Source organism: Flavihumibacter sp. ZG627 (genome assembly GCF_000814325.1).
GTDB lineage: Bacteria > Bacteroidota > Bacteroidia > Chitinophagales > Chitinophagaceae > Flavihumibacter.
Genome location: NZ_JPHF01000002.1, coordinates 606,779 through 632,476, shown reverse-complemented (window position 1 = coordinate 632,476; position 25,698 = coordinate 606,779). Strand labels below are relative to the sequence as shown.

Annotated in this window: 20 protein-coding genes; 6 read left to right on the top strand and 14 right to left on the bottom strand. The window is 43.2% G+C overall.

Annotation, left to right across the window (positions count from 1 at the left end):
- Positions 1-103: 103 nt before the first annotated feature.
- The 3 genes from HY58_RS19605 to HY58_RS06250 form a co-directional block, all read right to left on the bottom strand.
- Positions 104-259 (bottom strand): hypothetical protein, encoded by a 156-nt coding sequence (locus tag HY58_RS19605; RefSeq protein WP_172644609.1) that lies wholly within the window; start codon positions 257-259, stop codon positions 104-106.
- Between the two features lie 137 nt (positions 260-396).
- A complete protein-coding gene (dnaK, locus tag HY58_RS06255) occupies positions 397-2,292 on the bottom strand; it encodes a molecular chaperone DnaK (protein WP_039129338.1) in 1,896 nt (631 codons plus the stop codon).
- A 164-nt stretch (positions 2,293-2,456) separates the two neighbouring features.
- A complete protein-coding gene (locus HY58_RS06250) occupies positions 2,457-2,966 on the bottom strand; it encodes a GtrA family protein (protein WP_039129336.1) in 510 nt (169 codons plus the stop codon).
- A 60-nt stretch (positions 2,967-3,026) separates the two neighbouring features.
- Between HY58_RS06250 and argS the strand changes: the two genes are divergently transcribed.
- Positions 3,027-4,802 carry an arginine--tRNA ligase gene (gene argS / locus HY58_RS06245; protein WP_156123593.1) on the top strand — a complete coding sequence of 592 codons (1,776 nt, stop codon included), beginning with the start codon at positions 3,027-3,029 and terminating at the stop codon, positions 4,800-4,802.
- Between the two features lie 22 nt (positions 4,803-4,824).
- On the opposite strand, the gene HY58_RS06240 is transcribed toward argS, so the two are convergent.
- Together HY58_RS06240 and glgB are read right to left on the bottom strand one after the other, a co-directional pair.
- The gene (locus HY58_RS06240) at positions 4,825-5,850 is read right to left on the bottom strand and encodes a tetratricopeptide repeat protein (RefSeq protein ID WP_039129334.1); all 1,026 of its coding nucleotides are present in this window, start codon (positions 5,848-5,850) and stop codon (positions 4,825-4,827) included.
- 5 nt (positions 5,851-5,855) lie between these two features.
- Entirely contained in the window at positions 5,856-7,811 is a 1,956-nt protein-coding gene (gene glgB / locus HY58_RS06235; RefSeq protein WP_039129331.1) for a 1,4-alpha-glucan branching protein GlgB, read from the bottom strand.
- Between the two features lie 142 nt (positions 7,812-7,953).
- Here glgB and HY58_RS06230 point away from each other — a divergent pair, with 142 nt between their 5' ends.
- On the top strand, positions 7,954-10,719 hold the full coding sequence (locus HY58_RS06230) for an outer membrane beta-barrel family protein (RefSeq protein ID WP_039129328.1): 2,766 nt from the start codon (positions 7,954-7,956) through the stop codon (positions 10,717-10,719).
- Positions 10,720-10,756: 37 nt separating this feature from the next.
- Positions 10,757-11,500, top strand: coding sequence for a GLPGLI family protein (locus tag HY58_RS06225; protein WP_039129326.1), 744 nt, complete (start codon positions 10,757-10,759; stop codon positions 11,498-11,500).
- Between the two features lie 32 nt (positions 11,501-11,532).
- Here HY58_RS06225 and HY58_RS06220 read toward each other — a convergent pair whose 3' ends face one another.
- From HY58_RS06220 to HY58_RS06205, 4 genes are all read right to left on the bottom strand, one after another.
- Positions 11,533-13,383 carry a glycoside hydrolase family 13 protein gene (locus HY58_RS06220; RefSeq protein WP_039129323.1) on the bottom strand — a complete coding sequence of 617 codons (1,851 nt, stop codon included), beginning with the start codon at positions 13,381-13,383 and terminating at the stop codon, positions 11,533-11,535.
- Between the two features lies 1 nt (position 13,384).
- Positions 13,385-14,791: an MFS transporter gene (locus HY58_RS06215; protein WP_253271512.1), complete on the bottom strand. Its 1,407-nt coding sequence runs from the start codon at positions 14,789-14,791 to the stop codon at positions 13,385-13,387.
- A 177-nt stretch (positions 14,792-14,968) separates the two neighbouring features.
- Positions 14,969-16,246: a glucose-1-phosphate adenylyltransferase gene (locus HY58_RS06210; protein WP_039129320.1), complete on the bottom strand. Its 1,278-nt coding sequence runs from the start codon at positions 16,244-16,246 to the stop codon at positions 14,969-14,971.
- 23 nt (positions 16,247-16,269) lie between these two features.
- Positions 16,270-17,688, bottom strand: a complete 1,419-nt coding sequence (locus tag HY58_RS06205; RefSeq protein ID WP_039129317.1) for a glycogen synthase — start codon at positions 17,686-17,688, stop codon at positions 16,270-16,272.
- A gap of 149 nt (positions 17,689-17,837) precedes the next feature.
- On the opposite strand from HY58_RS06205, the gene HY58_RS06200 reads away from it, so the two are divergent.
- Both HY58_RS06200 and HY58_RS06195 read left to right on the top strand, forming a co-directional pair.
- Positions 17,838-19,445, top strand: coding sequence for an MFS transporter (locus HY58_RS06200; RefSeq protein WP_039129315.1), 1,608 nt, complete (start codon positions 17,838-17,840; stop codon positions 19,443-19,445).
- Between the two features lie 21 nt (positions 19,446-19,466).
- The gene (locus tag HY58_RS06195) at positions 19,467-20,456 is read left to right on the top strand and encodes an ROK family protein (protein ID WP_039129313.1); all 990 of its coding nucleotides are present in this window, start codon (positions 19,467-19,469) and stop codon (positions 20,454-20,456) included.
- A gap of 115 nt (positions 20,457-20,571) precedes the next feature.
- Here the strand turns inward: HY58_RS06195 and lipA are convergent, their stop codons facing one another.
- Both lipA and HY58_RS06185 read right to left on the bottom strand, forming a co-directional pair.
- On the bottom strand, positions 20,572-21,507 hold the full coding sequence (gene lipA, locus HY58_RS06190) for a lipoyl synthase (protein ID WP_039129310.1): 936 nt from the start codon (positions 21,505-21,507) through the stop codon (positions 20,572-20,574).
- A gap of 16 nt (positions 21,508-21,523) precedes the next feature.
- The gene (locus tag HY58_RS06185) at positions 21,524-22,327 is read right to left on the bottom strand and encodes a hypothetical protein (RefSeq protein WP_156123591.1); all 804 of its coding nucleotides are present in this window, start codon (positions 22,325-22,327) and stop codon (positions 21,524-21,526) included.
- Positions 22,328-22,377: 50 nt separating this feature from the next.
- Between HY58_RS06185 and HY58_RS06180 the strand changes: the two genes are divergently transcribed.
- On the top strand, positions 22,378-22,785 hold the full coding sequence (locus tag HY58_RS06180; RefSeq protein WP_039129305.1) for an OsmC family protein: 408 nt from the start codon (positions 22,378-22,380) through the stop codon (positions 22,783-22,785).
- A gap of 40 nt (positions 22,786-22,825) precedes the next feature.
- Here the strand turns inward: HY58_RS06180 and HY58_RS06175 are convergent, their stop codons facing one another.
- The 3 genes from HY58_RS06175 to HY58_RS06165 are packed head-to-tail and all read right to left on the bottom strand — an operon-like array spanning position 22,826 to position 25,654.
- On the bottom strand, positions 22,826-24,082 hold the full coding sequence (locus HY58_RS06175; protein ID WP_039129302.1) for a DUF2851 family protein: 1,257 nt from the start codon (positions 24,080-24,082) through the stop codon (positions 22,826-22,828).
- A 49-nt stretch (positions 24,083-24,131) separates the two neighbouring features.
- Positions 24,132-24,695: a nucleoside triphosphate pyrophosphatase gene (locus tag HY58_RS06170; protein ID WP_052323906.1), complete on the bottom strand. Its 564-nt coding sequence runs from the start codon at positions 24,693-24,695 to the stop codon at positions 24,132-24,134.
- Entirely contained in the window at positions 24,695-25,654 is a 960-nt protein-coding gene (locus tag HY58_RS06165) for a geranylgeranylglycerol-phosphate geranylgeranyltransferase (RefSeq protein WP_039129296.1), read from the bottom strand. Before HY58_RS06165 ends, HY58_RS06170 begins: the two co-directional genes overlap by 1 nt.
- Positions 25,655-25,698: the final 44 nt, after the last annotated feature.

Genomic DNA, 25,698 nt, shown 5'->3' with positions numbered 1-25,698 from the left:
AAAAGTAAAATTAAGAAGATTTGTGTATAATATACACATTTGGTTTTGAGGCCAATTAAAAAGGCCCCACCAGGTGGAGCCTTTACATATTTTCAGGATTCCGTTAAATAATATCCATGGCCTTTACAAAGCTGGTGAGGGCAAACGGAATGATCATTGTCAGGTATTCCCAGTGAAGAAAAATGGCGGTCAATAACAAAGCTGTGGATACGAAAAAACCGATCCACCATAATCCTGTATTCTTTTTTTGTGTTTCCATGCTTCAAAAAAATTTATGCTGCGAAAATAGCGCAAACATTTAAGAGGTAAGAGGTAAGATTTGGAAAAAAAAATGGACTCCGGTAAAAAACCGAAGTCCATCCACTATGTAATTCTTAAAATCTTACCTCTTACCTCCTACTTGACTTCTTCGAATTCTGCATCGGTCACATTTTCACCGCTGGCTCCCTGCTGGGCTCCTGCATCGGCTCCTGGCTGTTCGCCACCAGTTTGCTGTGCCTTGTAGATCTCTTCAGAAGCGGCGGTCCAGGCAGTATTCATTTCTGCAACAGCTGCATCAATGGCTGCGATATCCTGGCTTTTATGTGCCTCTTTCAGTTTAGTGAGGGCCGTTTCGATAGGCTCTTTCTTGTCGGCCGGAATCTTTTCACCGAATTCCTTCAACTGCTTCTCTGTCTGGAATATCAGACTGTCGGCCTGGTTGATCTTCTCCACTCTCTCCCTTGCCTCCTTATCGGTTGATTCATTGGCCTTAGCCTCTGCCTTCATCTTTTCGATCTCCTCTTTGGTAAGTCCGGATCCTGCTTCAATGCGGATCTTCTGCTCTTTACCGGTTCCCTTGTCCTTAGCCGTTACATGAAGAATACCATTGGCATCAATATCGAAGATCACTTCAATTTGTGGTACACCGCGTGGTGCAGGTGGAATTCCATCGAGGTTGAACATACCCAGGCTCTTGTTCTGGGATGACATGGGGCGCTCTCCCTGAAGAACATGGATTTGTACGCCGGGCTGGTTATCACTGGCGGTAGAGAATACTTCTGATTTCTTGGTCGGGATCGTTGTATTTGATTCAATGAGCCTGGTCATTACGCCGCCCATTGTTTCGATACCCAGGCTAAGCGGGGTAACGTCGAGCAGAAGCACATCTTTCACCTCACCTGTGAGAACTGCGCCCTGGATGGCAGCACCTACTGCTACAACTTCGTCGGGGTTAACACCCTTATTAGGTTTTCTTCCAAAGAATTTCTCAACGATCTCCTGCACTTTAGGGATACGGGTAGAACCACCTACCAAAATCACTTCGTCTATTTGGCTAGTACTCATACCGGCATCTTTCAATGCAAGCTCACAAGGCTTCAGGCAACGCTCAAAAAGTGTATCGGCAATTGCTTCAAATTTAGCCCGGGTAAGCTTTTTAACGAGGTGCTTGGGCACTCCGTCAACAGCAGTAATATAAGGAAGGTTGATCTCTGTTTCGGAAGAAGAAGACAATTCAACTTTTGCTTTCTCTGCCGCTTCTTTCAGACGCTGCAGGGCCATAGGGTCCTTGCGCAGGTCGATGCTTTCGTCTTTCTTGAATTCTTCTGCAAGCCAGTCCATGATCACTTTATCAAAGTCATCACCACCGAGATGGGTGTCACCATTGGTGGACTTCACTTCAAATACCCCATCCCCAAGTTCGAGGATGGAAATATCGAAAGTACCACCACCGAGGTCAAATACCGCGATCTTCTGGTCCTTGCCTTTCTTGTCCATTCCATAAGCCAGTGCTGCTGCTGTTGGCTCGTTAACGATACGGCGCACATTAAGACCAGCAATTTCACCAGCTTCTTTGGTAGCCTGGCGCTGAGCATCATTGAAATAAGCGGGAACGGTAATAACCGCCTCAGTTACTTCCTGGCCCAGGTAATCTTCTGCAGTTTTCTTCATTTTCTGCAAAACCATTGCGCTGATTTCCTGTGGCGTATAAAGCCTGCCGTCAATATCTATGCGTACCGTATTATTATCGCCTTTGGCAACTTTATAACTCCAGTGGCTTATCTCTTCGGTTACTTCGTCAAAACGACGACCCATGAATCGCTTCACAGATGTAATAGTGTTATGCGGGTTAGTGATCGCCTGGCGTTTGGCCGGGTCACCTACCTTGCGTTCTCCGTTCTTCAGAAATGCTACCACCGAAGGTGTTGTTCTACGTCCTTCATCGTTAGCGATCACGACGGGCTCATTGCCCTCCATAACCGATACACAACTGTTGGTAGTTCCCAGGTCAATACCAATGATCTTTCCCATATGTTTATTTTTCCTTTTATGAATGTGTTACGCTTATGATTGTCAATAGATATGCCAATGGAGGGAACTGTGCAAAAATGGCAGAAATGTCAGTGATTTAGCCGGTATACTGACAAATTACCCCTCAATATGGCGAGGTTATGGCGGCGGGGGGACAAATTGCCTTATTTATCTATGCGCTTTCGGAAGGTGTAATTACGCTGGGCCAGGTAACTGAATGTCACAACAATGAGTGTGGTTAACATTTTGGCAATAGTTGGAAAAATACCGAAAACCTCAACAAAGAGTTTAATGAAGGCATAATTGAGCAGAATATTCACTGTTACCAATAACATGTACCTGAAAAGCTGGACCCTTCCCCTGAGGTCGGAATCATGGAAAACCACTTTGCGGTTCAGGTAAAATCCAAGGGGGAAACTTACAAAAAAAGCCATGAAAAAGGCCATGATATGGGGACTTACTGCCAGTTCCTGCCCTCCCACCATTATGCCAAGAGACACTACCTGCTTTTGAAGGATAAAATTGTAGGAGATAAAATAGATGATGATATCCAGCAATGTATTACCACCACCGCAGGCGATATAACGAAAGGTCTGAAGAGGTATATACCGCCGGAATGGCGGATAGAAAAAGTCAATGAAGTCACTGACATTGCGTACAAACCAATTGGACATGGGCGCAAAAATAGTATATGCGTTCGATGTTTAGGGCTTCACCCTATATCTTTGCCTCTTATGGCAATCACTCAACATCTTCAGACCATTGTTAGCAACGCAATTCAGATTTTATATCCGCAGGTTACTGACCCCGGCGCTTTCCAGGTGAACCAGACCAAACCGGAATTTGAAGGCGATTATACTATAGTTCTTTTTGGTTTGGTGAAACTATTAAAGAGTTCCCCTGAAGCCATCGGCAATACACTTGGTGAATACCTGGTAAAGGAAAGCAATGGTTTTTTTACATCCTATAACCTTATCAAAGGATTTCTAAACCTGGTGGTTGCAGATAAATACTGGATTGAATTGCTGGAAGAGCACTATAATAATGACTCATTTGGAAAGGCTGCTTCCAATGGACAAAAAGTAATGGTGGAATACAGTTCGCCCAATACCAACAAGCCACTACACCTTGGGCACTTGCGTAATAACTTCCTGGGATGGAGCATAGCGGAGATCCTTAAAGCTAATGGTTACGAGGTTATCAAGAGTTGTATTGTGAATGACAGGGGTATACATATCTGCAAGAGCATGATTGCCTGGCAACGATTCTCTGATGGAGAAACACCCGGATTGGCACAGAAGAAGGGAGACCATTTTGTGGGCGATTATTATGTAAAGTTCAATGATGTTTATAAGGCTGAAGTTGAATCACTTGTTGCATCGGGTATGACCAGGGAGCTGGCAGAGAAAGAAGCACCATTAATGAAGGAAGCGCAACAGATGCTGGTTGACTGGGAAGCGGGAAAGCCCGAGGTTACCGATCTCTGGAAAATGATGAATGGCTGGGTGTATGAGGGTTTTGATCAAACCTATAAGCGCATAGGAAGTGATTTTGATATTGTGTACTATGAAAGTGAAACTTACCTGCTTGGCAAGAAGATCGTACAGGAAGGTTTGGGAAAAGGAATTTTTTACCGCAAGGAAGATGGAAGTGTGTGGATTGACCTGGTTGCTGAGGGTCTCGATGAGAAACTTGTTCAGCGCAGGGATGGCACTTCTGTTTATATGACACAGGATATTGGATTGGCTGAGCAGAAATATGAAGAATACCAGATAAGCCAGAGCATTTATGTTGTGGGTGATGAGCAGAATTATCATTTCAAAGTATTGAAACTTATTGCACAGAAACTGGGGCTTCCTAATGCCGATGGGATTTTTCATTTGTCGTATGGAATGGTTGAACTACCCACTGGAAAAATGAAGAGTCGGGAAGGAACTGTTGTTGATGCCGATGACCTGGTGGCAGAGATGGTTAAGATCGCAGAGGAGCATACGCTTGAGCTGGGTAAGGTTAAGGATTTTAATGAGGATGAACTCTCGGAGCTCTATGATACGATTGGATTGGGGGCATTGAAATTTTACCTGCTAAGAGTGGATCCCAAAAAGAAAATGATCTTCAATCCTGAGGAGTCAATAGATATTCATGGTTATACAGGTCCGTTTATCCAATACACACATGCAAGGATAAAATCTATTCTGCGTAAGGAAATGCCGGAAGATGAACAATCATTTACTTCTCCCCTTCTGCCGCTGGAGAAAAGTCTGCTTGTAAGTCTGGAGCAATTTCCGGCAGTGATAGAGCAGGCAGCTTTGGAGCATAATCCTTCAGCGGTGGCCAACTATATATATCACCTTGCCAAAACCTTCAATTCTTTTTATACAGAACTATCTGTAAGCAGAGCAGAAACGGAGGAGAAAAAACAATTTCGTTTGCGTATTGCAGTTATGACTGCCAATGTTATCTCGCAGGGAATGGCCTTACTGGGTATCAGGGTGCCGGAGAAAATGTAGTTTGAGTATAACAGTGGTTTCCTCAGAGCCCGAACATCGAACGCTTCTCCCGGTATTTAGCAAGTGAGGGATCCATCTTAATGGCCTTTTCACATAGGTCTTTTCCTTTGGCATCATCGCCCTTTTTGATATAGGCAACGCCAATCATATAAACTGCGCGGGCCTGGGTTTTATCATGCGCCAGAACCTGGTCCCAGTTGTTGATGGCGTCGTGGTAAGCACCAGCTTTATAGTATGCATCACCTATGGAGTATAATAATTCAATGTCGCCCGGCTTTCTTTCTTTGAGTTCATCATACAATTCAATAGCCTTGTCAAAGGCTTTGATCCCTACATAGGAGTTAGCGAGGTTCTCCAAAAAATCATTGCTGCGGGTATAGCCATTGGAGGCTGCTGCTTCAAACCATTGAACGGCTCTTACATCATCCGGAATGGCGGCATAGCTCATGCCTGCTTCATACATCCAGCGCGCATTTTTAGGTTCCAGTGCAAGTGCCTGTTCGTAACAACCTGCTGCCCTGCGGTAATTGCTCATTTCAATATAACTACGGCCTGCCATATAAGGGAGTTCGGCATTGGTCTTGTTGTTAACCCAGGCTTTTTCTATTGCCTTAAGTGCATTACCATAATGTTCCTGCTCGTACCATGATTTTGCAATGATGAGGTCATGATCTTTTCCTACTCCAAGTTTCCTGGCTTTAGTAGCCATCTCAATAGCATCTTTCCAGTGACGGGTATTATAATGTAACTCCATCAGTTTGCTGATGGCATTGGTATCGTTGGGCTGGAGGGAATGAATTTTGGAATATGCGGTACGTGCAACATCATATTTTCTGAGTTCGTAGGAGCTGTTGGCGAGGCCGTCCAATGCAGTTGCGTCAAGTGAATCAAGGGCAACTGCTGCGCGGTAGTGCTCGTAGGCCGGGAGGAACCTCAATTGTGAGAAGGCATCTTCTCCCTTTTTAATATGATAATCAAGACTGTCTGTCTGTCCATTTACAACTCCCAAAGTCCAGCAGCACAGTACGGTCAGGTACAGTGTTTTCATTTTTCTTATTTCAGCACGAGGGCACCCAGAGGTGGCAGGTGCAGGTTAATTTCAAAGAGGTTATCATCCCCCTCTTTTGGTGTAACTGCAATATCAGGATTAAAGACGTCACCCGTACCCCAATAAATTGCATTGTTACTGTTAAATATTTCCTTCCATTTCGTTTTACCCGAGGCATAAACTTTCCAGTTTTTTCTGACTTCGGGTGTCATATTTAAAATAATTAATAGATCATCGGCAGGTTCCAGGCCCTTTCTTCTGAATACTATCACTGATTCGGCCCGGTGGTTAAGATCAATCCATTCAAATCCATCCTTGTCGAACTGCTTCTCATACATTGCCGGTTCATTTTTTAGCAGGGCACAAAGATCTTTTACACATTCCTTCATTCCCTTGTGACCATCATACTGCAGCAGGTGCCAGGGTAACTCGCTTTTATAATTCCATTCTAATGTTGTGCCAAATTCGTCGCCCATGAAAAGAAGTTTGCCGCCCGGGTGGGTGAACATATAAGAATAGAGTAATCGGAGATTGGCAAATTTCTGCCATTCATCGCCGGGCATCTTATACAGCATGGGGCTTTTGCCATGTACCACTTCGTCGTGGCTCAGCGGAAGCATGAAATTTTCATCATAATAATACATCATGCTGAAGGTGAAAGAATCCTGTTGAAACTGCCGGTAGAGCGGGTCCTGTTTGAAATAGCGAAGGGTGTCATGCATCCAGCCCATCATCCACTTCATACCAAAGCCAAGTCCGTCATCAAAGGTGGGCTTAGATATTCCAGGCCAATCTGTAGCTTCTTCTGCTATGGTCTGTACATCAGGGAAATCGCGGAAGATGGTCTCGTTAAGGTCCTTGATGAATGCGATGGCTTCCAGATTGCCATCGCCACCGAATTCATTGGGTTCCCACTGCCCTTCCTTGCGGCTATAGTTGAGTTTGAGCATGGAAGATACTGCGTCTACACGGATGCCATCAACATGAAAATGGTTAAGCCAGAAGTGTGCACTACTTATAAGGAAGGATTTTACTTCTCCCCTTTTGTAATTGAAAATATAGGAGTTCCAGTCGGGATGGAAACCCTTTCGCATATCGGCATATTCATATGTATGGGTACCGTCGAACATAAACAATCCATGTGAATCATACGGAAAATGGGAAGGCACCCAATCCAGAATTATACCAATACCTGCCTGGTGAAAGGCATCTACCATGGTTTTAAAATCCTGTGGTGATCCAAACCTCGAAGTGGGTGCAAAATATCCTGTGCCCTGGTATCCCCAACTGCCATCAAAAGGATGTTCCATGATGGGCATGAATTCCACATGCGTGAATCCCATCTCTTTTACATAGGGAACCATTCTTTCTGTGATCTGGGCATAGCTGTTATAGGTCTCTTCATCATTTGGATCGGGCCTCATCCAGCTGGCGAGGTGCACTTCGTAAACACTCCATGGCGCATTGAGGGAGTTGTGTTTTTTACGAATCTTCATCCAGTCCTTATCCTGCCAGTCATAGCTGAGGTCCCAGGTAATAGATGCAGTAAGGGGCCTCTTCTCCCAGAAATTGGCGAAGGGATCACCTTTATCAAGTTCCGCACCCATAAAGCCCTTTATGTGGTATTTATAAACTTCTCCTAAACCCAAATCGGGAATGAAGCCTTCCCATACACCGCTTTTATCCCAGCGTGGATTTAATTCATAATCGAAATTCTTCCAGTCATTGAAATTTCCTTTAACGGAAACACTGGTTGCATTAGGTGCCCATACGGCGAAATAGATCCCCCATTTTTCCTGTACCTGTATGGAATGCGAACCAAATTTTTCATAAAGCCTGTAATTGGTGCCGGCCTGAAAATTTCGAATATCCTCATCCGTTAGGATGGAATAGTTCCAGACCTTTTTAGTGGTATCAATAAAATTGGTTTCTTCATATGGTGTATGAGGAGGTATTGACATAAGCATTGCAGTTGTTCTAAAATTAAGGAAAAGCGGGGCTACTTGAACACTCAGTTATTAAAGGCTTTAACTATTTATTAATTATAATAGGTATTGGTATTCAAATAATAATGCCAATTTTTGGCGGCACTTTAACCTGCTTATGAGAAAACTGCTATTCCTATTCTGTAGCCTGCTGTTTGCAGGTGCCATTTATTCGCAATCAATAACCGTAAAGGGGCAGATTGCTGATACCTCCGAGAAAAAACCTTTGTCAAACGCTGTTGTGGCAATCCTTTCAAAAGATTCGGTATTGCTTAAGCATACCCGAACCGGGGAAGATGGCAGGTTCACATTAACTGCCACTGGCGAAGGACCTTTTATTATGCTGGTTACCTATCCGAAATTTGCTGATTTCATGGACCAGCTTGCACCTAAGGAACCGGTGCTGGACCTTGGCGGGATCAATCTCATAAAAAAATCAGTGCTCTTAGAGGAAGTGATCGTTTCCCGGAAAATCGGTGCGATAAGGATGCGGGGTGATACGCTGGAATTCAAGGCCGACAGTTTTGCAGTAAGGGAGGGGGCTAATGTAGAAGAGTTGCTGAAAAAATTGCCGGGGCTCCAGGTGAATAAGAATGGCGAGATAACAGCCCAGGGAGAGAAGGTTCAGAAGGTTCTGGTGGATGGTGAAGAATTCTTTAGTGATGACCCCGCAGTAGTTACCCAGAACCTCCGGGCAGATGCAATTGATAATGTGCAGGTTTTCGATAAAAAAAGTGACCAGGCTGCATTCACAGGAATTGATGACGGGGAGAAAACCAAAACGATCAATCTAACGCTTAAGGAAGACCGTAAAAAAGGTTTATTCGGGAGAGTGAAAATTGCAGGCGGTATTCCGGGTTATTTTGAGAATGAAGCGATGATCAACCTTTTCAAGGGCAAGCGGAAAATGGCTGCCTATGGTACCATGTCAAATACCGGCAAGGCGGGTTTGAATTGGGAGGATCAGGAAAAATTTGGGGGTGGTTCTGATATGGAGTTCAATGAAGAGGAAGGCTATTTCTTTTCCTATAATGAGGGTGATGAGTTTAATACCTGGGGAGGCAGATACAATGGTGAGGGCCTGCCTAAGGCATGGAATGCAGGAGCTCATTATTCTAATAAATGGGATAATGATAAAAAGAATCTTAATGGTAGTTACCAGTTTTACAAGCAGGATGTTTTGAATGAGGGAACCACTACCAGTCAGTTTATATTACCAGATACACTATATTACAATGACCAGCGGCGCAAAACATTTTCCCAGAATATCCGCCACCAGGCTGGAGGCTTTTATGACCTTAAGCTGGATTCATTAAGCAATATAAAGATCACTGTTAAGGCTAACCGAACCAATGCGATTAACCAGTCCGATTATCTTTCAAGATCGCTTTCTGAAGAACGGGATCTGGTAAATGAACAGCAAAGGCAACTCTTCTCAAAAGGTCAAAAGGATTTTTTAAACGCCAGGGCTATCTGGCGGAAACAATTTGCGAAGAAAGGAAGAACCTTGTCGGTAAACTTCGATCAGTCTTATAATGCCAATGAAACGGAAGGACAATTACTTGCTATAAATGAGTTTTTCAACAATGGGGGTATAAAATACCGGACTGATACTACCGACCAGTTTAAGGAAAACTACCAGCAAAGCAATGCGATTGGTGGAAAATTCACCTATACTGAGCCGATATCGAAAAAGTGGTTCATTGTTGCTGATTATGGCTACCGGGTGAATAATAGTAAATCATTGCGAAGTTCATTCAATAAGGATAATGCCGGCAAATATGCTGAATTGGATAGCCTGTTCAGTAGCAATTATGCATTTGATTTCAATACCCATAGTGCAGGTTTGAATTTCAGGCATAATGGAACAAAACTGGTAGCTAGTTTTGGTTCGGGTATTTCCTTTGCAGACTTCAGGCAAACGGATCTGGTGACAGACACAGCTTATAAGTATAACTTTACCAACTTCTTTCCGCGGGCAAATATCCGTTTTAAGATGGGAGCACAACGCAGCCTGTCCCTCAATTATAATGGAAACACACGTCAGCCCAATCTCCAACAGTTACAGCCTGTAAGGGAGAACACAGACCCTTTAAATATCCAGGTTGGAAATCCCGACCTGAAGCAGGAATTCAGGCATAATATCAATTTTAATTTCAATGAGTATAAGGTTTTGTCGGGTCGCTACATGTATATAAATTCTGGTATCAACCTGGTTGATAATGCCATCAGTTCCAGCACTAATCTTGACAATGAGGGGAAGCGTACTTCCATGTTTATAAATATGGACGGCAATTACAATTATTACTCAAGTGCAGGGTTATGGATGCAGTTCAAGAAGATCAGTATGAATGTGAATTCATATCTTTTTTACAATGGCGGAAAAAATAATAACCTGGTTAATGGCGTAAAGAATACCAATAATTACTCCAACATGGGATTGAGATTGGGTGTGGGCAAATCAAAAGAGAAAAAGTATAATATTAACCTGGAATTTGGCCCTCAGCTAACCCAAAGCAAATCATCCGTTAGGCCTGATGTGATAACAAGATTCTGGACCGCCAGCACTGAGCTTAATGGAATGATATACCTGCCGCATGAATTCGAAATTTCCAATGAGCTTAGTTATAATTATCGTCAGAAAACAGATGTATTTGGTGAAGACAGGAATGTGTGGTTATGGAATGCATATGTGGCAAAGAAATTCTGGAAGAATAAGAATGGCGAGCTTAGGTTCAGCATGAATGATATCCTGAACCAGAATATCGGCTTCCAGCGAAATGCCAGCAGTAATTTTATTTCCGAGAATACTTATCTCAGTCTGCGGAGATACTGGCTGATGAGTTTTATATGGAATTTCAATCGCAGTCCGGGTGGAAAATAGCGAAGAAAAATTTATTTAGTAACCAGTGTGTAATATCATGAAAAATATAATCTCCATACTTGTTCTTGTTGTTTTCGGGGTGCAGGCGCAGGGCCAGCAACTGTTTCTTTACAGCGGTAAAATTGAATATGAGCGAAAGATCAATGTTCATCGTCAATTTGAAACCGATGATGAAGGCAGTGACTGGTGGCAGGATTTCATCAAGCGTCAGCCAAGGTTCATGGATAACTATTTTGATCTCAGTTTCAATAAAGATAAATCCATTTACAGACCAGGCAGGGAAACCGATGTTAAGGTAGAACCGTGGATGGTGGGACCGGCAAAAGATAATATTGTGCTCACCGATTTCGCCGGACTGAAATATACCAGCAGAAGAAAAGTATTTGAAGAAACATTCATAATAAGTGACAGCACCAATAAACTAGAATGGAAACTCAGTAATGAGCTTAGGACCATTGCCGGTTTTGAATGTCGGAAAGCCGTGGGTATTATTAGTGATTCAGTTTATGTAGTAGCATTTTATACGGAAGAAATTCCGGTAAGTGGAGGACCTGAATCATTCGGGGGACTGCCAGGAATGATCTTAGGCCTCGCGGTACCGCGACTGTACACTACCTGGTTTGCTACAAAGGTAGAGCTGACTGAACCGCCCGCTGCTGCTTTCACCATTAACGAAAAGGGTAAAAAGCTGGCTCCTCCCGCGTTGGCCCCACTGCTTAAAACATCCTTCAAAGACTGGGGGAAGCGTGGTGAGAAATTCATCTGGTGGTCACTCCTCTGATAATACCCGTCTGACGCATGTCAGGACAGGCGTCAGACGCCTAAATTTAAGACCAGCATACTCATCGGACGAAGGTTCAATGATCCTCCAAGTTCATAGGCTTTGCCGGTAGGTATATCAATACCTTTTTTGAAACCGTTGGTGCGTTCGCTAAAGCGATTGGTGTCAATGGTTTTTTCGGTAGTATTGGTATTCATTACACACATAACCGTTTGGTTGCCATCATACCGGAAGTAAACGTATACTCCATCCTCCGGAATATATTGCATTAATTTCCCCGTTTTAATGGCACTTGATGTTTTGCGGAAATTGGCAAGGGTGCGGAGGTGGTTGAATATATCATTCTCTTTAGGACTTCGACCTGTTGATATGAATTTGTTTTCTTTATCGCCAGGCCATCCACCTTTGAAATCGAGACGAACCCATCCATCGGGATTGGTAAAACCTGTCATCAAATTCTCATTCCCATAATAGAGTTGGGGAACACCGCGGAATGTAAGCAACCACGACAATGCAACTTTATACTTTGCAGTGTCTTCACCTATTACGGAATAAAAACGGGGAAGGTCGTGATTATCTAAAAAAATAACCTGCTTCATTGGATCGAGGTAAAGATAATCCTGTGCTGTAGTTGTATAAAGTTTATTCACCCCATCGGTCCAGCCGAAAGGTTTGGTCAATGCTTCCTGAATACCATAAAATAATGTCTGGAAATCAGTTGTTGCGGGAAGGTTGCTTTTGAATGGAATATTACCCATTGTATTGGCAGTAAAAAAACTCTGGTTTGGAACACCATGCACCCAGGTTTCACCGAAGATGGAAATATTGGGATATTCATCGAGCAGTGCTTTGTTACAACGATTCATGAAATCGAGATCATTGTAAATATAGGTGTCGATCCTCCAGCCATCAACGCCAAATTGTTCAACGCTCCAGATGGCATGCTGTATGAGGAAATTTGCCACAAAGGGATTTTGCTGGTTAAGGTCGGGCATCATGGGTGTGAACCATCCATCCACCAGTTTCTTCTTGTCTGCCTCACTGGCATATGGATCAAACAATGCCTGGTCTTTGTAATTGGTTTGTGTGTAGGCGGGCCATTCATGCAACCAGTCTTTCATAGGCTTATCCTGAACGAAGAAATGGTATAACCCAGTATGATTGTAAATAACATCCTGCACCAGTTTCATTCCCCGCTTATGGAGTTCTTCACCAAGTTTTTCATAATCTTCGTTTGTGCCTAAACGTGGTTCAACCTTGTAATGGTTAGTTATTGCATAACCATGTTCAGTTCGATCGGGCATATTGTTTTGCCATACTGGTAATAACCAAAGTGCGGTAATACCCAAGTCTTGCAGGTAATCAAGATTGTTGATGATGCCTTTCAGGTCGCCACCATGGCGATGATAAATTGAATCACGGTTGAGTGTCTGGTCTAAAAGTCCCGCTATTTTATCATTTGAGGGATCGCCATTACTAAAGCGATCCGGGATGAGGAGGTAGATCAGGTCTTCGGAACTAACTCCTTTAGCGAAACTCTTTCCCTTACCTTCTCTCCTGGCACCCAATGGGAATGAATATTTCTTTGTTGTTTTGCCCTGCTTCCAATTGATCTGTAGGTTACCTGGTTTAGCCGCCGCATTAACAAGCAGGTCGATAAAAACATAGTTAGGATTTTCTGCTTTATGCACTGAATCAAGCACTACACCCGGATAATCCAGGATATTGATCTCTCCCTTACCGATATCCTTGCCATGCATCATTACCTGCACTTTTGGATTAGTCATCCCCACCCACCAATTGGATGGATAAAAATTCACCTCCTGTGCGAAAGTGGACGCGGCAAGTAGCAGCATCACTATCGTAATTCTGAAATATTTCATTTCAATTTCTATTTAAATTGATCAGTTTTTCCTGTTTCATTTTAACCCATCCTTCATCATAAACAAACAACACGCTTACCGCAGCACATAGCATAAGGAAGCCGGCAAGTACAATGGCATAAATGGTTTGACCTTCGTATATATTTTTAACGATCCATCCACCAAAGAGACCGTTTACAATCTGAGGCATGGTGATAAAAAAATTAAATATCCCCATGTAAATTCCCAGTTTACCGGGAGGGATAGAACTTGAAAGTATGACGTAAGGCATTGCCAGGATACTGGCCCAGGCAAGGCCAACTCCTACCATCGAAAATTTCAGCATTGTGGGATCTTTGATAAAATAGATAGATATCAAGCCGATACCACCTGCCACCAATGAAAATGCATGGGTAAGTTTACGGCCGAAATTGCGCGCAATCACCGGCAGGAAAAGTGCATAAATCATGGCCACGAAATTGTAAACACCAAACGCTGAGCTAACTTTATTTCCAGCTTCATTATACTCTACCGATGTGGAGTAGTCGCCGCTCAATCCATATACATGGGTGGCAACGGCATCTGTTGTAAATACCCACATACTGAATAATGCGAACCAACTGAAAAACTGGACCAATCCGAGTTGTTTCATGGTACGTGGCATCTTTTTGAAATCCTTAAAGATTTCAGATAAGCCTGCGGTAGTATGCGATTCCTGTTTACCATGGTATTGTTCATACTCTTTAGGTGGATATTCCTTTGAGTAGAACACAGTGACAAGAATTGCAGCTATGAAGACGGCTGCTCCTATGTAGAATGAATACTTAATATTATCTGCCACCCCGTCAGCGCCAGCCTCCATGCTGAAACCGGTTTGAGCAAGTAATTCAGGCAATATAGAACCTGCAACTGCACCTAATCCTATGAGGAAGGTCTGGATACTAAAGCCCATGGTTCTCTGGTTGTCAGAGAGGTTATCTGCAACAAGTGCCCGAAAAGGTTCCATGGCAATATTAAAGGATGCATCCATTACCATCACCATCCCCGCGCCTATCCATAGGGCTGGCAGGATACCGGCCAGAGCACCTGAATTGGGTAGGAAAATCAGAGCGATTGAAGATAGAATTGCCCCAGTAAGGAAATAGGGTTTTCTCCTCCCCAGCCTGTTCCAGGTTCTATCACTATAATGACCGATGATAGGTTGCACGATCATCCCGATCACAGGTGCCACCAGCCAGAACAAAGGCAGGTGTTCTATATCGGCGCCGAAGGATCGTAGAATACGGCTTGTATTACCATTCTGTAATGCAAAGCCGAATTGTATTCCCATAAAGCCAAAGCTCATGGTGAATATCTGAGCAACAGTTAGTCTGGGTTTGGGCATGAGGCCGGCATTTTGCTGACCACCCATGTTTGCTGAAACAGCCATAGCAATCGTTATTTAATGTGTAGGAAATACACAGAAGCTAAGATAAGGGGAAACTATGACAGGTAAGAGGTAAGAGGTAAGATTTAAGAGGTAAGATTTAAAAGAAAAGCTACCGGTTAGTACCGATAGCTTTTTATTATCTTTTGCCAATTGCCTGTTCACTATTGCCAGTTGCCTTTATATAACAAATCCATTCGGAATTACCGCACCTTTCTTCACAACAACGATACCATCTTTTACAGTATAAAGTGGGTGGTCACTGTTTTCGAGGTGAGGCCCACCGTTAATGCGTACATCATTGCCGATGCGTACGTTCTTGTCAACGATAGCATTTTTAATATAGCATCGGTCACCAATTCCTAATATGGGAATTCCGGCTTCTTTAGCCTGGTTCATTTCAGGGATGGTCTCAAAATAGTCATTACCCATGAGGTATGAACTCACAACAGTTGTTCCATGGCCAATCCTGGTCCGGATTCCAACAACGGTGTTCTCTACACGGGATGCATTAATTATTGAACCTTCAGCAATTACTGTTTTCTCAAGTGTTGAACCGCTAATCTTAGCCGGAGGCAGCATCCGCGCACGAGTATAGATGGCGTTTTTGTTATCGAAGAGGTTGAATTCCGGAATATCCTGGGTGAGTCCGAGGTTGGCCTCAAAAAAGGAATAGATGTTCCCGATATCAGTCCAGTAACCTTCATACTGGTAACTGCATACTTTGTACTTGTCAATAGATTCAGGGATGATCTCCTTACCAAAGTCAGTGGCGTCTTTCTTTTCATTCTCGAGGAGATCAAAGAGAAGTTTCCTGTTGAAGATATAAATACCCATGGAAGCAAGATAGTTGCGGCCCTGGGTTTTCATGTGGTCACCGGTATCACTAACCCAGTCGGGAAGTACTTCCTTCTTTGGCTTCTCAATAAAAGATGTAATGTATATACCATCGCTTTTAAGGATTCCAAATTCCGGGGCCTCGCGATCACCAACAGGGATAGTTGCAATAGAAATATCGGCTCCATGTTTTTTATGGTTGTCAAGCATTTCACTAAAGTCCATCTGGTAAAGCTGGTCACCGGAAAGTATCAGTACATATTCACTTTCGAAAGGGTTGATATGTCGAAGACTCTGCCTTACCGCATCGGCTGTTCCCTGGAACCAGGTTGGATTATCCGGGGTTTGTTCTGCAGCAAGGATGTCAACAAATGCGGAACTGAAATTGCTGAAATGGTAGGTGTTCTTGATATGCCGGTTAAGTGAAGCAGAGTTGAACTGTGTAAGTACGAACATCCTGTTGATGCTGGAGTTCATACAATTTGAAATGGGAATATCAACCAGTCGGTATTTACCGGCAATTGGTACAGCGGGTTTGCTTCTGCTTGCTGTAAGGGGATAAAGTCTGGAACCGGCACCTCCTCCAAGGATCACTGCAAGCATCTCTTTGCTTATTGACATATCGTGGCTTTTATGAATGGTTATTAAGTTAATAAAGATTTATAAAGATCAATGTATTGCTGTGCACTTATATCCCAACTGAAATCTTTCTCCATAAGTTGTCGGCGGATATTATCAAAACGCATCTGGTCTTCATATAGAACCAAAGAACGATACACGGCATTAGTGATATCACCCACAGTGGCATGGTTGAAAGATACACCATAACCATCCGGCTCTCCATAATCTATTACCGTATCACGCAATCCGCCGGTTCTACGTACTACAGGTACAGTACCATATCGCATGGCATAAAGCTGGTTAAGTCCACAGGGTTCAACCCTGCTGGGCATAAGGAGAAAATCAGCTCCTGCATACATCTGGTGACTTAGTTTCTCGTTATAGCCGATTTTAGAATTGTAATATCCCATCCAATATCCGCGCATATCACTCAGCTGGGCTTCAACTTCAGGTTCGCCGCTTCCCAGGATCAGGAAATTCATTCTTTGGTCCATATAATGTAGCGAATCACCAATGGCTCCCGGCAATACGTCGGCAGCCTTTTCTCCAACCAGGCGGCCTATGAATACAAATAATGGTTTATCGGGATTGAGGTTAAACTCCTGGCAGAGTTTTTCTTTATTGGCACGTTTCCCTTTTGCCAGTGTCTCAATGGAATAATGGTCATCGAGGTAGGAATCAGTTTCCGGGTTCCACACATCCACATCTATGCCGTTTAGTATACCCACGCATTTACCCCTTTCATATTCAAATAGCGCTTCCAGTCCATTGCTTTCCTGGCGCATCTCGTGAAGGTAACTCCAGCTTACCGTTGTCACTTTCCAGGCACTGCGAATGCCTGCCGCCAGCGGGTTGATCATCCTGTTCCAGTCCAGCACGCCCCATCTCCACCCATCCCAATGCGGTATATAATCTGCTTTATCCCAGCCCATCCATCCCTGGTACTGGGCATTATGAATGGTTAGAACCGTAGGTATATTTTCCATATGCTGGTACTGGTAGCAGTGCTTCAGCATAAATGGAATAAGGGCGGTATGATGATCGTGTACGTGGATAAGATCGGGTTTATCTACCCAATGGCTAACCCAGTCGACTACCGCAATCTGGAATGAAGTGAACCTTTCGGTGTCATCATCGTAAGAATAGATCTTTTCTCTGTCGAGCAGTCCGTTTATGTCAACCAGGTATAGGTCAAAGCCGAGTTTATTGGTAGCTTCTTTAATAACGGTGTAATCGAACCAGGTATTACCGAGGTAGGAACTGCCTTTATGTACAACTTCCCATTTATTCTCATACAGAAATTTAGTTCTGTACATGGGCATCACCACTTTGGCGATATGGCCGGCAGCATTCAGATATTTAGGTAGTGCACCTACAACATCCCCCAGTCCCCCAGCTTTGGCAACGGGATAACATTCAGCAGAAACATGTAAAATTTCCATAGAAATAATTGCAGATGAATATAATAAGAAAATACGTAGCGGGGCCTTACGCACTAAAAAATTTAAATCAAATAAAATTCTTCCTATTTTCACTCTTCAAGCGAACGGCCGAATGACTACCATTCGGCGACTAAAAACTCTGATTGCTTATGTCGCAAACTAAACAACCAACCAACACCGGAGCTCTTGCCACACTTGTTATTGTATTTTTCTTCTGGGGCTTTATAGCCGCCTCCAATAGTATTCTGATCCCTTTTTGTAAGACACATTTCAGCCTTAACCAATTTCAGAGCCAGCTTATAGGTTCTGCATTTTATGGTGCTTATTTCATCGGATCATTGTTATTATTTATTGTTTCCAATGTATTCGGGTATGATATCCTGAATAAGATCGGTTATAAGAAAGGTATCATCTATGGACTCTGGATCTCTGTTGCAGGTGCATTATTGATCATCCCCTCTGCCAATGCGAACTCTTTCCCCGCCCTGCTGGGATCACTTTTCGTAGTGGCGTTAGGTTTCTCACTACAGCAGACATCAGCACAGCCATTTGCCATTGCGCTTGGTGATCCTGCAACAGGCTCACACCGTTTAAATCTTGCGGGTGGCGTAAATTCCCTGGGAACAACGCTTGGTCCCATCATTGTGAGTTTCTTCCTCTTTGGCAGCGTAGGCGCAGAAGTGGCTGAAGTTACCATAACGAATATCAATACCCTTTATCTCATCGTTGCCGGGGTATTCGCTGCTGTGGCTCTGTTTTTTGCCTTCTCAAAACTTCCTGAGGGAAAGAATGATGAAAGATTTGAAAAAGCCAATAAAGCTGCCGGCAGCCTCTTATTAATGACCGGTGTGATTTTAGCAATTATACTTATTGGACAATTCACAGATATCGCCAAACTCCCTCTCCTGCTGTTAGTTCTTGTTTCAGTAGTGACCATATTATTCTGGTCAAATGCTTCGGCAACCCGAAATAGTGAAGGATGGGGTGCCATGCGTTACCAACAGCTTATATATGGTATGCTTGGGATTTTTGTTTATGTAGGTGTTGAAGTTACAATCGATAATAATTTCGGTGCCTTACTCAAAACACCAGGATATCTGACTGAGGCCGGACTTGATGAAAGTGAGATATCCCATTATATCTCCCTATACTGGGGAAGTCTTATGATCGGAAGGTGGACTGGTGCAATTGGCGTTTTCAACCTATCAACGATGGGTAAACGAATTGCCACCATTGTGGTTCCTTTCATTGCATTTGCAGTGGTTCTTTTTGCCAACTATCTTAAGGGTAATGATGTTTCTGATCTCTACGCTTATTCATTTGTGGTGATATTGATGATCATTGCATTCTTCTATGGCCAGGAAAAACCTGTGAAGACGCTGCTTACCGTTGCTACTCTTGGTACAGTTGCCATGCTCATAGGAGTTTTCACCAAGGGTATTGTTTCTGTATATGCTTTTATGGCAGGCGGACTTTGTTGTTCTGTAATGTGGCCAAGCATTTTTGCGTTAAGCGTAGCCGGCTTAGGGAAATATACCAGCCAGGGTTCTGCATTCCTTATCATGATGATCTTAGGAGGTGCTGTTATTCCTCCTTTACAAGGTGCTGTTGGGGATATGGATGCCATTGGCATGCAGTACTCATACCTCGTAGCAGCAGCCTGTTTCGCTTTCCTGGCTTATCTTGCCATCAAGCAGAGAAGTGTATTGAAAACACAGGGATTAGATTTCGATAGCCAGGTAGGTGGCGGACATTAAAATAATTTTCATTTTATAATCATGAGCAAGATTCCTCTTGAATATGCGATAGGCGTAGATATTGGTGGTACAAATACCAAGTGCGGCATAGTTAACCGCCGGGGTGAAGTATTACAATATGAGCAGTTGAGTACACCAGAATATGAAACACCTCAAGACTTTGTGGATGCCTTATGTGTTCGTCTAACACTGATGACAGATAAGGTGGGTGGTCCTGAAGTTATTAAAGGAATAGGAATTGGGGCACCTAACGGTAACTACTACACGGGAACAATTGAGTATGCGCCAAACCTTCGTTGGGAAGGTGTGGTTCCCCTGGCCGATATGGTTTCAGAAAAGATGAATCTGCCAACAGCACTAACAAATGATGCCAATGCTGCCGCAGTTGGAGAGATGCAGTATGGTGCTGCTAAGGGGATGCGTGATTTTATTACCATCACACTTGGTACAGGAGTAGGAAGTGGAATCGTTGCCAATGGACAACTGATCTATGGTCATGATGGTTTTGCTGGTGAACTGGGACATACTATTATTCGTCCGGGTGGACGGAAACACTGGTCCACGGAGCTTTATGGCTCATTGGAAGCCTACGCGTCTGCAACCGGGGTTGTATTGACGGCAAAAGAAATGCTGGCCTCCAAACCTGATACGCCAAGTTTGCTAAGGAAGTATGCATTGGAAGATCTTACCAGTAAGCAGATTTTCGATTGTGCCATGCAGGGAGATGAAATTTCACAGGAAGTATATCGATTCACCGGCCAGATTTTGGGTGAATCCCTTGCAAATTTTGTTATGTTCTCATCACCTGAGGCAATCATATTATTTGGCGGACTTATCAAAGCTGGGAAGCTGATCTTTGATCCTACCATTGAACATATGGAAAGAAACCTGCTGCCGATTTTCAAGAATAAGGTAAAAGTAATCAAGAGCGATCTTCATGAAGCTGATGCTGCCATTCTCGGTGCCAGTGCTCTCGTTTGGGAAATGAAGCAGAGCCATGCTTCTTTGTGAGGGGAGTAAGGGAATAGGGAATAGGCAATAGTCAATAGATGAAGCGTTTAATTAGCAATGATTATAAAAATATAAGCTACCGTATTTCGGTAGCTTTTTTAATTCTTTCTATTCTTTATTGCCTATTGCCTTCCTTTTCCTGCTTCCATTTTTCCCTGCCAAAGCCAGGAATAACATGACGCTCACTGTGGTAGGAAGATCTTACCAGCGGACCGCTCTCAACATAATCAAGTCCGATCTCATAACCAATTTCACGATACTCTGCAAATTCATCGGGATGAACAAAGCGGTCTACCGGAAGATGCCTTTTTGTTGGCTGTAAATATTGACCAATAGTAACTACATCTACACCGTTATCATAAAGATCATGCAATGTTTGAATAACTTCTTCTTTCTTCTCCCCCAGCCCCAGCATAATACCACTCTTGACCCTCATTCCACCTTCTTTAAGAGTTCTCAGTACATCCATGCTGCGCCAGTATTTTGCCTGGATCCTAACTCTTCTGGTAAGCGTTTCCACTGTTTCGATATTGTGAGAAACAACTTCCGGGGCAGCATCAATAACCCGTTGGATCTGATCTTTAAATCCCCTGAAATCCGGGATTAATGTTTCAAGGGTAGTATCAGGATTTAATTGTTTAACGGCTTTTATAGTGTTGTACCAGATGGTAGAGCCACCATCTTTTAATTCATCCCTGTCAACAGAAGTTAGGACAGCATGTTTCACTTTCATTAGATAGATAGCTTCGGCAACACGTTGGGGTTCATCCCAATCTACCGGGTCAGGCCTGCCGGTGGCAACGGCACAGAAACCACAGCTTCGGGTGCATGTATTTCCAAGAATCATGAATGTGGCGGTTCCTTCCCCCCAGCATTCACCCATATTTGGGCAGTTTCCACTTTCACAGATGGTGTGTAGCTTATGTGTGTCAACCAAACCCCGAACATGCTTATAACTTTCGCCGATAGGCAGTTTAACACGTAACCAATTGGGTTTCTGTATCTTGGATTCTGACTCTCTGATTGCTGATACTACTGGTAATTCCTGCATAATCTACAAAATTACATTACTTCCGCTTACCAAACAGCACTGTTACATATGCATTGAAAAACATCCTTTTGGGGTCATTCTGTATCATCTGTACAACTTCCCTGGAATAAAACTCTATATTCAAACCGGCTTCGATGGCAGCAACAGCTTCATTAAACCGGCCATAATCAAATCGCAGTGCGGTTTTGAGGTGTGCACCCGGATTTAACTCTACCTCATCCCATCCCACAGTGAAACCCGATGCACCAAGGTATTGGTATTGAAAAAGGTCTTCCACATCTTCAAATTTTACACGTGTGCGCTCCTGTGTTACCAGGTCTTCAACATCTACATAATAGGGTTTTTCAAATCCAAGCGAAACACCACCAGCCCAGAGTGCCGTTACTGCCACGCCATTCTTATTGGATTTTCCCCCAATAAGATATTGTTGTCCATATCCTCCCTTCAGCTGGTAAAAGTTATTCGTTTTACCGAAGATGAACTGGTTTACATTACCGGTGAACAGATCGATACTGCCTGCATCTTTATCTTCCTTTGGGTGCTTTTTTTCATTGAATTCAAATTGCAATAACCTCGTTTTGCGTGGAGTCTGGAATTTTCCTTTCTCAAAGGAGATACCCCATCCATCGGTATTAAGTTTGATTCCGAAAATATTATGCTTATTGAATATCATCTCACCCTCTTCTTCCATTTTAAGGAGTGCATTTATACGATCTTTCTTCTCAGCCTTTTTATCTTTCTTACCTGCTGCCGGCTGCGTTTGCGACCAGGCAAGTGTTGTAAGAATAATTCCGAGCGACAATAACAGTATTTTTTTCACGGTAATGATTTTAGATAGCAGCTGGCGTAAATTTATGCAAAAATAACAGCATGACAGCATCCGTTGTTTACGAAGGCAATCTCCGTTGCAGAGCAATTCATACCCAGAGTGGATCAGTAATCGAAACAGATGCACCTACAGATAACCGTGGGAAAGGTGAAAGGTTTTCTCCAACTGATATGCTTTGCCTGGCTCTTGGCACCTGTGTTGTAACCACCATGGGTATCAAGGCCCAGGATATGGAAATTGACCTGGCGGGCACAACTATCGACATACAAAAATATATGCTTAGCGATCCCAGGCGTGTGGGCAAAGTGGATGTCATGATCCGTTTTCCTAAAACGTTAAACCTTAGTGAAAAAGACAAGACCATATTGGAAAGGGTGGGAAATACATGCCCGGTTGCGAGAAGTTTGTCTCCTGAACTGGAGATGAATGTGCAGTATGTATGGCAATAGGCAATAAGCAATAGGTTATAGGGTTTAATGCGAAGTGCTATTATTTGATTATTGTTTGACCGATTTTGCAATCGAGGCATCGTTGTGCACTACAATAACATTTTCTTAATTCAGTCAGGCTCTGGCTATCGGCTGCGTTGAGGGAAGAAACACCTGCATTTTTCCAACTCCTCAATATACTATTATGTTCCGGATCCATTGTTTCCATCCATTTGACGGATCGTTGCTGGAAATGTGGTTGTTGCTGTTTAGTTCCAAATGCAAAAACCAACGGCGCAATGGCATTTATGATCAGGTGCTGCTGCATATCCTTTCCCAGATGTTTGGGCTGAAAAGGAGTAGGCTCCTCAAGTGTATAATGATAGTGCCAGAAATCATTGGCAGTAATCTCTAGTAATTTTTCTAGTTCTGTTAGGGAGCTGGCCTCCAGAATATTGAAATGTAATCTTCCTGATTGTTTTACAAGCATGGCAAGCTGTGCAAGTCGTATAGCCGGAAAGCCGGCGGGCCGCATCCTTAATAACTGGGCATGACCATGTACATTTTTTAACTGGTATTTATTCCTGAGGAAGAAGTATTCTCTCTGCAATAACTGCACGTATGGATCAACATTGGATTCCTGCAGCAGGTTGGCTTGTCCAAGTAAGAGAGCTTCAAGCTGGATCACATTATTGCGATGTCGTGCAAGTATCCTGGTACTAATGCTACGGGCTACCTGTTCAAAGAAGGCAGCATTCACAGGGCCGCCAAAATGCCTGGCTATCCACCACCATGTAGCTTCTTCCCAACTATTTTTTGTGTCGTGGAGACTGCTCAATAATAAGGATGCTTTTCGTCTCAGCCTTTCCTGCAGCAAAACCTGCTTCCATTCATCCCATGTTTCTGTGTTCACCAGATGCAGCAAATCCTGACAGGGTATGCTATGCGGTTGTTCCATCAATTTATTATACTTATCCAGCATTATAGATGAAACCCGATGCTGCAATACGAGCGTAGGCATATGTGATGAAAGTAAACTATCATCATCTTCCCATACAACATGCAGTATCACGTTCCGGTAATGTGGGTCATCTGCATGATTATGCTGGTACCATTGTGAGCTTTTTATATGTATCTCTATATTTCCTGCCCATAGTGTACCATTCAAACGAATTCTCGCGTCAAGGAAATCAGGACCCTGGTGTTTGTTCCACTGACCTGTATCAAGAACCACAAGTTCCTCCCCGCTTTCTGTAACAAGCTCTGTATACCGGTAATATTTCTCCTTCCAGATATATTGCAATAAATTTTCTTTCATGTATTACAATATAGAAAGCACAAGCAGCCCTGTCAACCGTTAAATCACCCTATTGCCAGTTTTGTAGTATATGAACAACCCTGCTGACTGGAAGGCCCATAACATTATAAAAATCACCGTTGATGCTTTTTATTCCGGTTACACCAATCCATTCCTGGATGGCATATGCGCCGGCTTTATCATAAGGCATGTATTTGTCAACATAGAAAGTGACCTGCTCAAATGTTAAAGGATGGAATAAAACAGTTGTTGTATCCGAGAAAGAAACTTCCTTCCTTCCTTTACGCATAACCACCCCAGTAATTACCTGGTGCTCCTGGCCCGACAATCGTTGAAGTATCTGTATAGCATTATTTCTGTCGGTGGGTTTGCCAATTATTTCACCATGCAGTACCACCACGGTATCTGCAGCCAGAATGAGGTGGTCATGGCTTAGTTCTTCCTCTACCAACATGGCTTTTTTGCGGGCAATATATATTGGTATCTCGGCTGTGGACAGGCCTTCCGGAAATGTTTCTTCTGTTGGCCGAACAATAATGTCAAATTCTATCTCAGCCCATTCAAGAAGTTGCTTTCTTCGAGGTGACTGAGAAGCGAGTATAATTCTTTCCATCAGAGGTACCATTTAAAGAAGATCATTGATAATATACCGGCAAACATTATCCATTTTATTTTCTGGCTCAGGCGATGATAATCGGCCGTAACAGAAGCTTTTCTAAGATCAATAAAGGTTTGGCCAAGAGGAATCACTACTGCAAAGGTGCAATACAGTGCCCCTATCCACCATCCCTGCAGCAATCCATAAAGTTGCATGATGACGAGAGCGCCGCAAAGCACAAATAACCAGATTGAGGCAAACATTTTAGTTGCCGGAATACCCCAAACTATGGGCATGGTCCTGCATCCATATTTTGCATCTCCATCCCGGTCCTCCACATCTTTTATCACCTCTCTGATCAGGGAGATAATGAAAGCAAAACTGCTATAGATCACCGTGAATTTAAATACGGAACGAATAATGTTGCGATAATTCGCTTCATCAAACCGGCTCACGCTTAGCTCCGCAAAATATATAACCAGTATAACCCAGGCCGTTAGAAGTGAGATGAGGATATTTCCAATCAGTAACTGTTTCTTAAAAGATGTAGAATATAACCACAATAACAACACACAACCGGTATTAGCGAAACCGATCACAGGGTTCTTTAATTTCCAGGAAAGCCAGAATGCTATGGCAATTCCAGCTGCAGACAATAACAGGTGCCAGAGAATTGCCCATCTACGGCTGATGATCCGTTGTATAACAATATTACCCGGCTTATTCACCTGATCTATATTGAGGTCGAAATAATCATTGATTATATATCCTGCTGCAGCTATCAATACGGAAGATATTACCAGTAAGGTAAAATAATAGTAATTTAACTTTAGGGGAAGATCGGATTGAAACAGGCTATTATCATTACTGGCTGCCGGTATCAAAATACAGGAGTAGAACAACACCTGGGTAATAATGATGAAGAATAAATTAGGCCACCTGATTAACCGGAAAAAAGCAGCGATAAGTTTCAAGCCAGTAGTTTGAGCCGCTAAAATATAAATAAAGAACCGCTTTG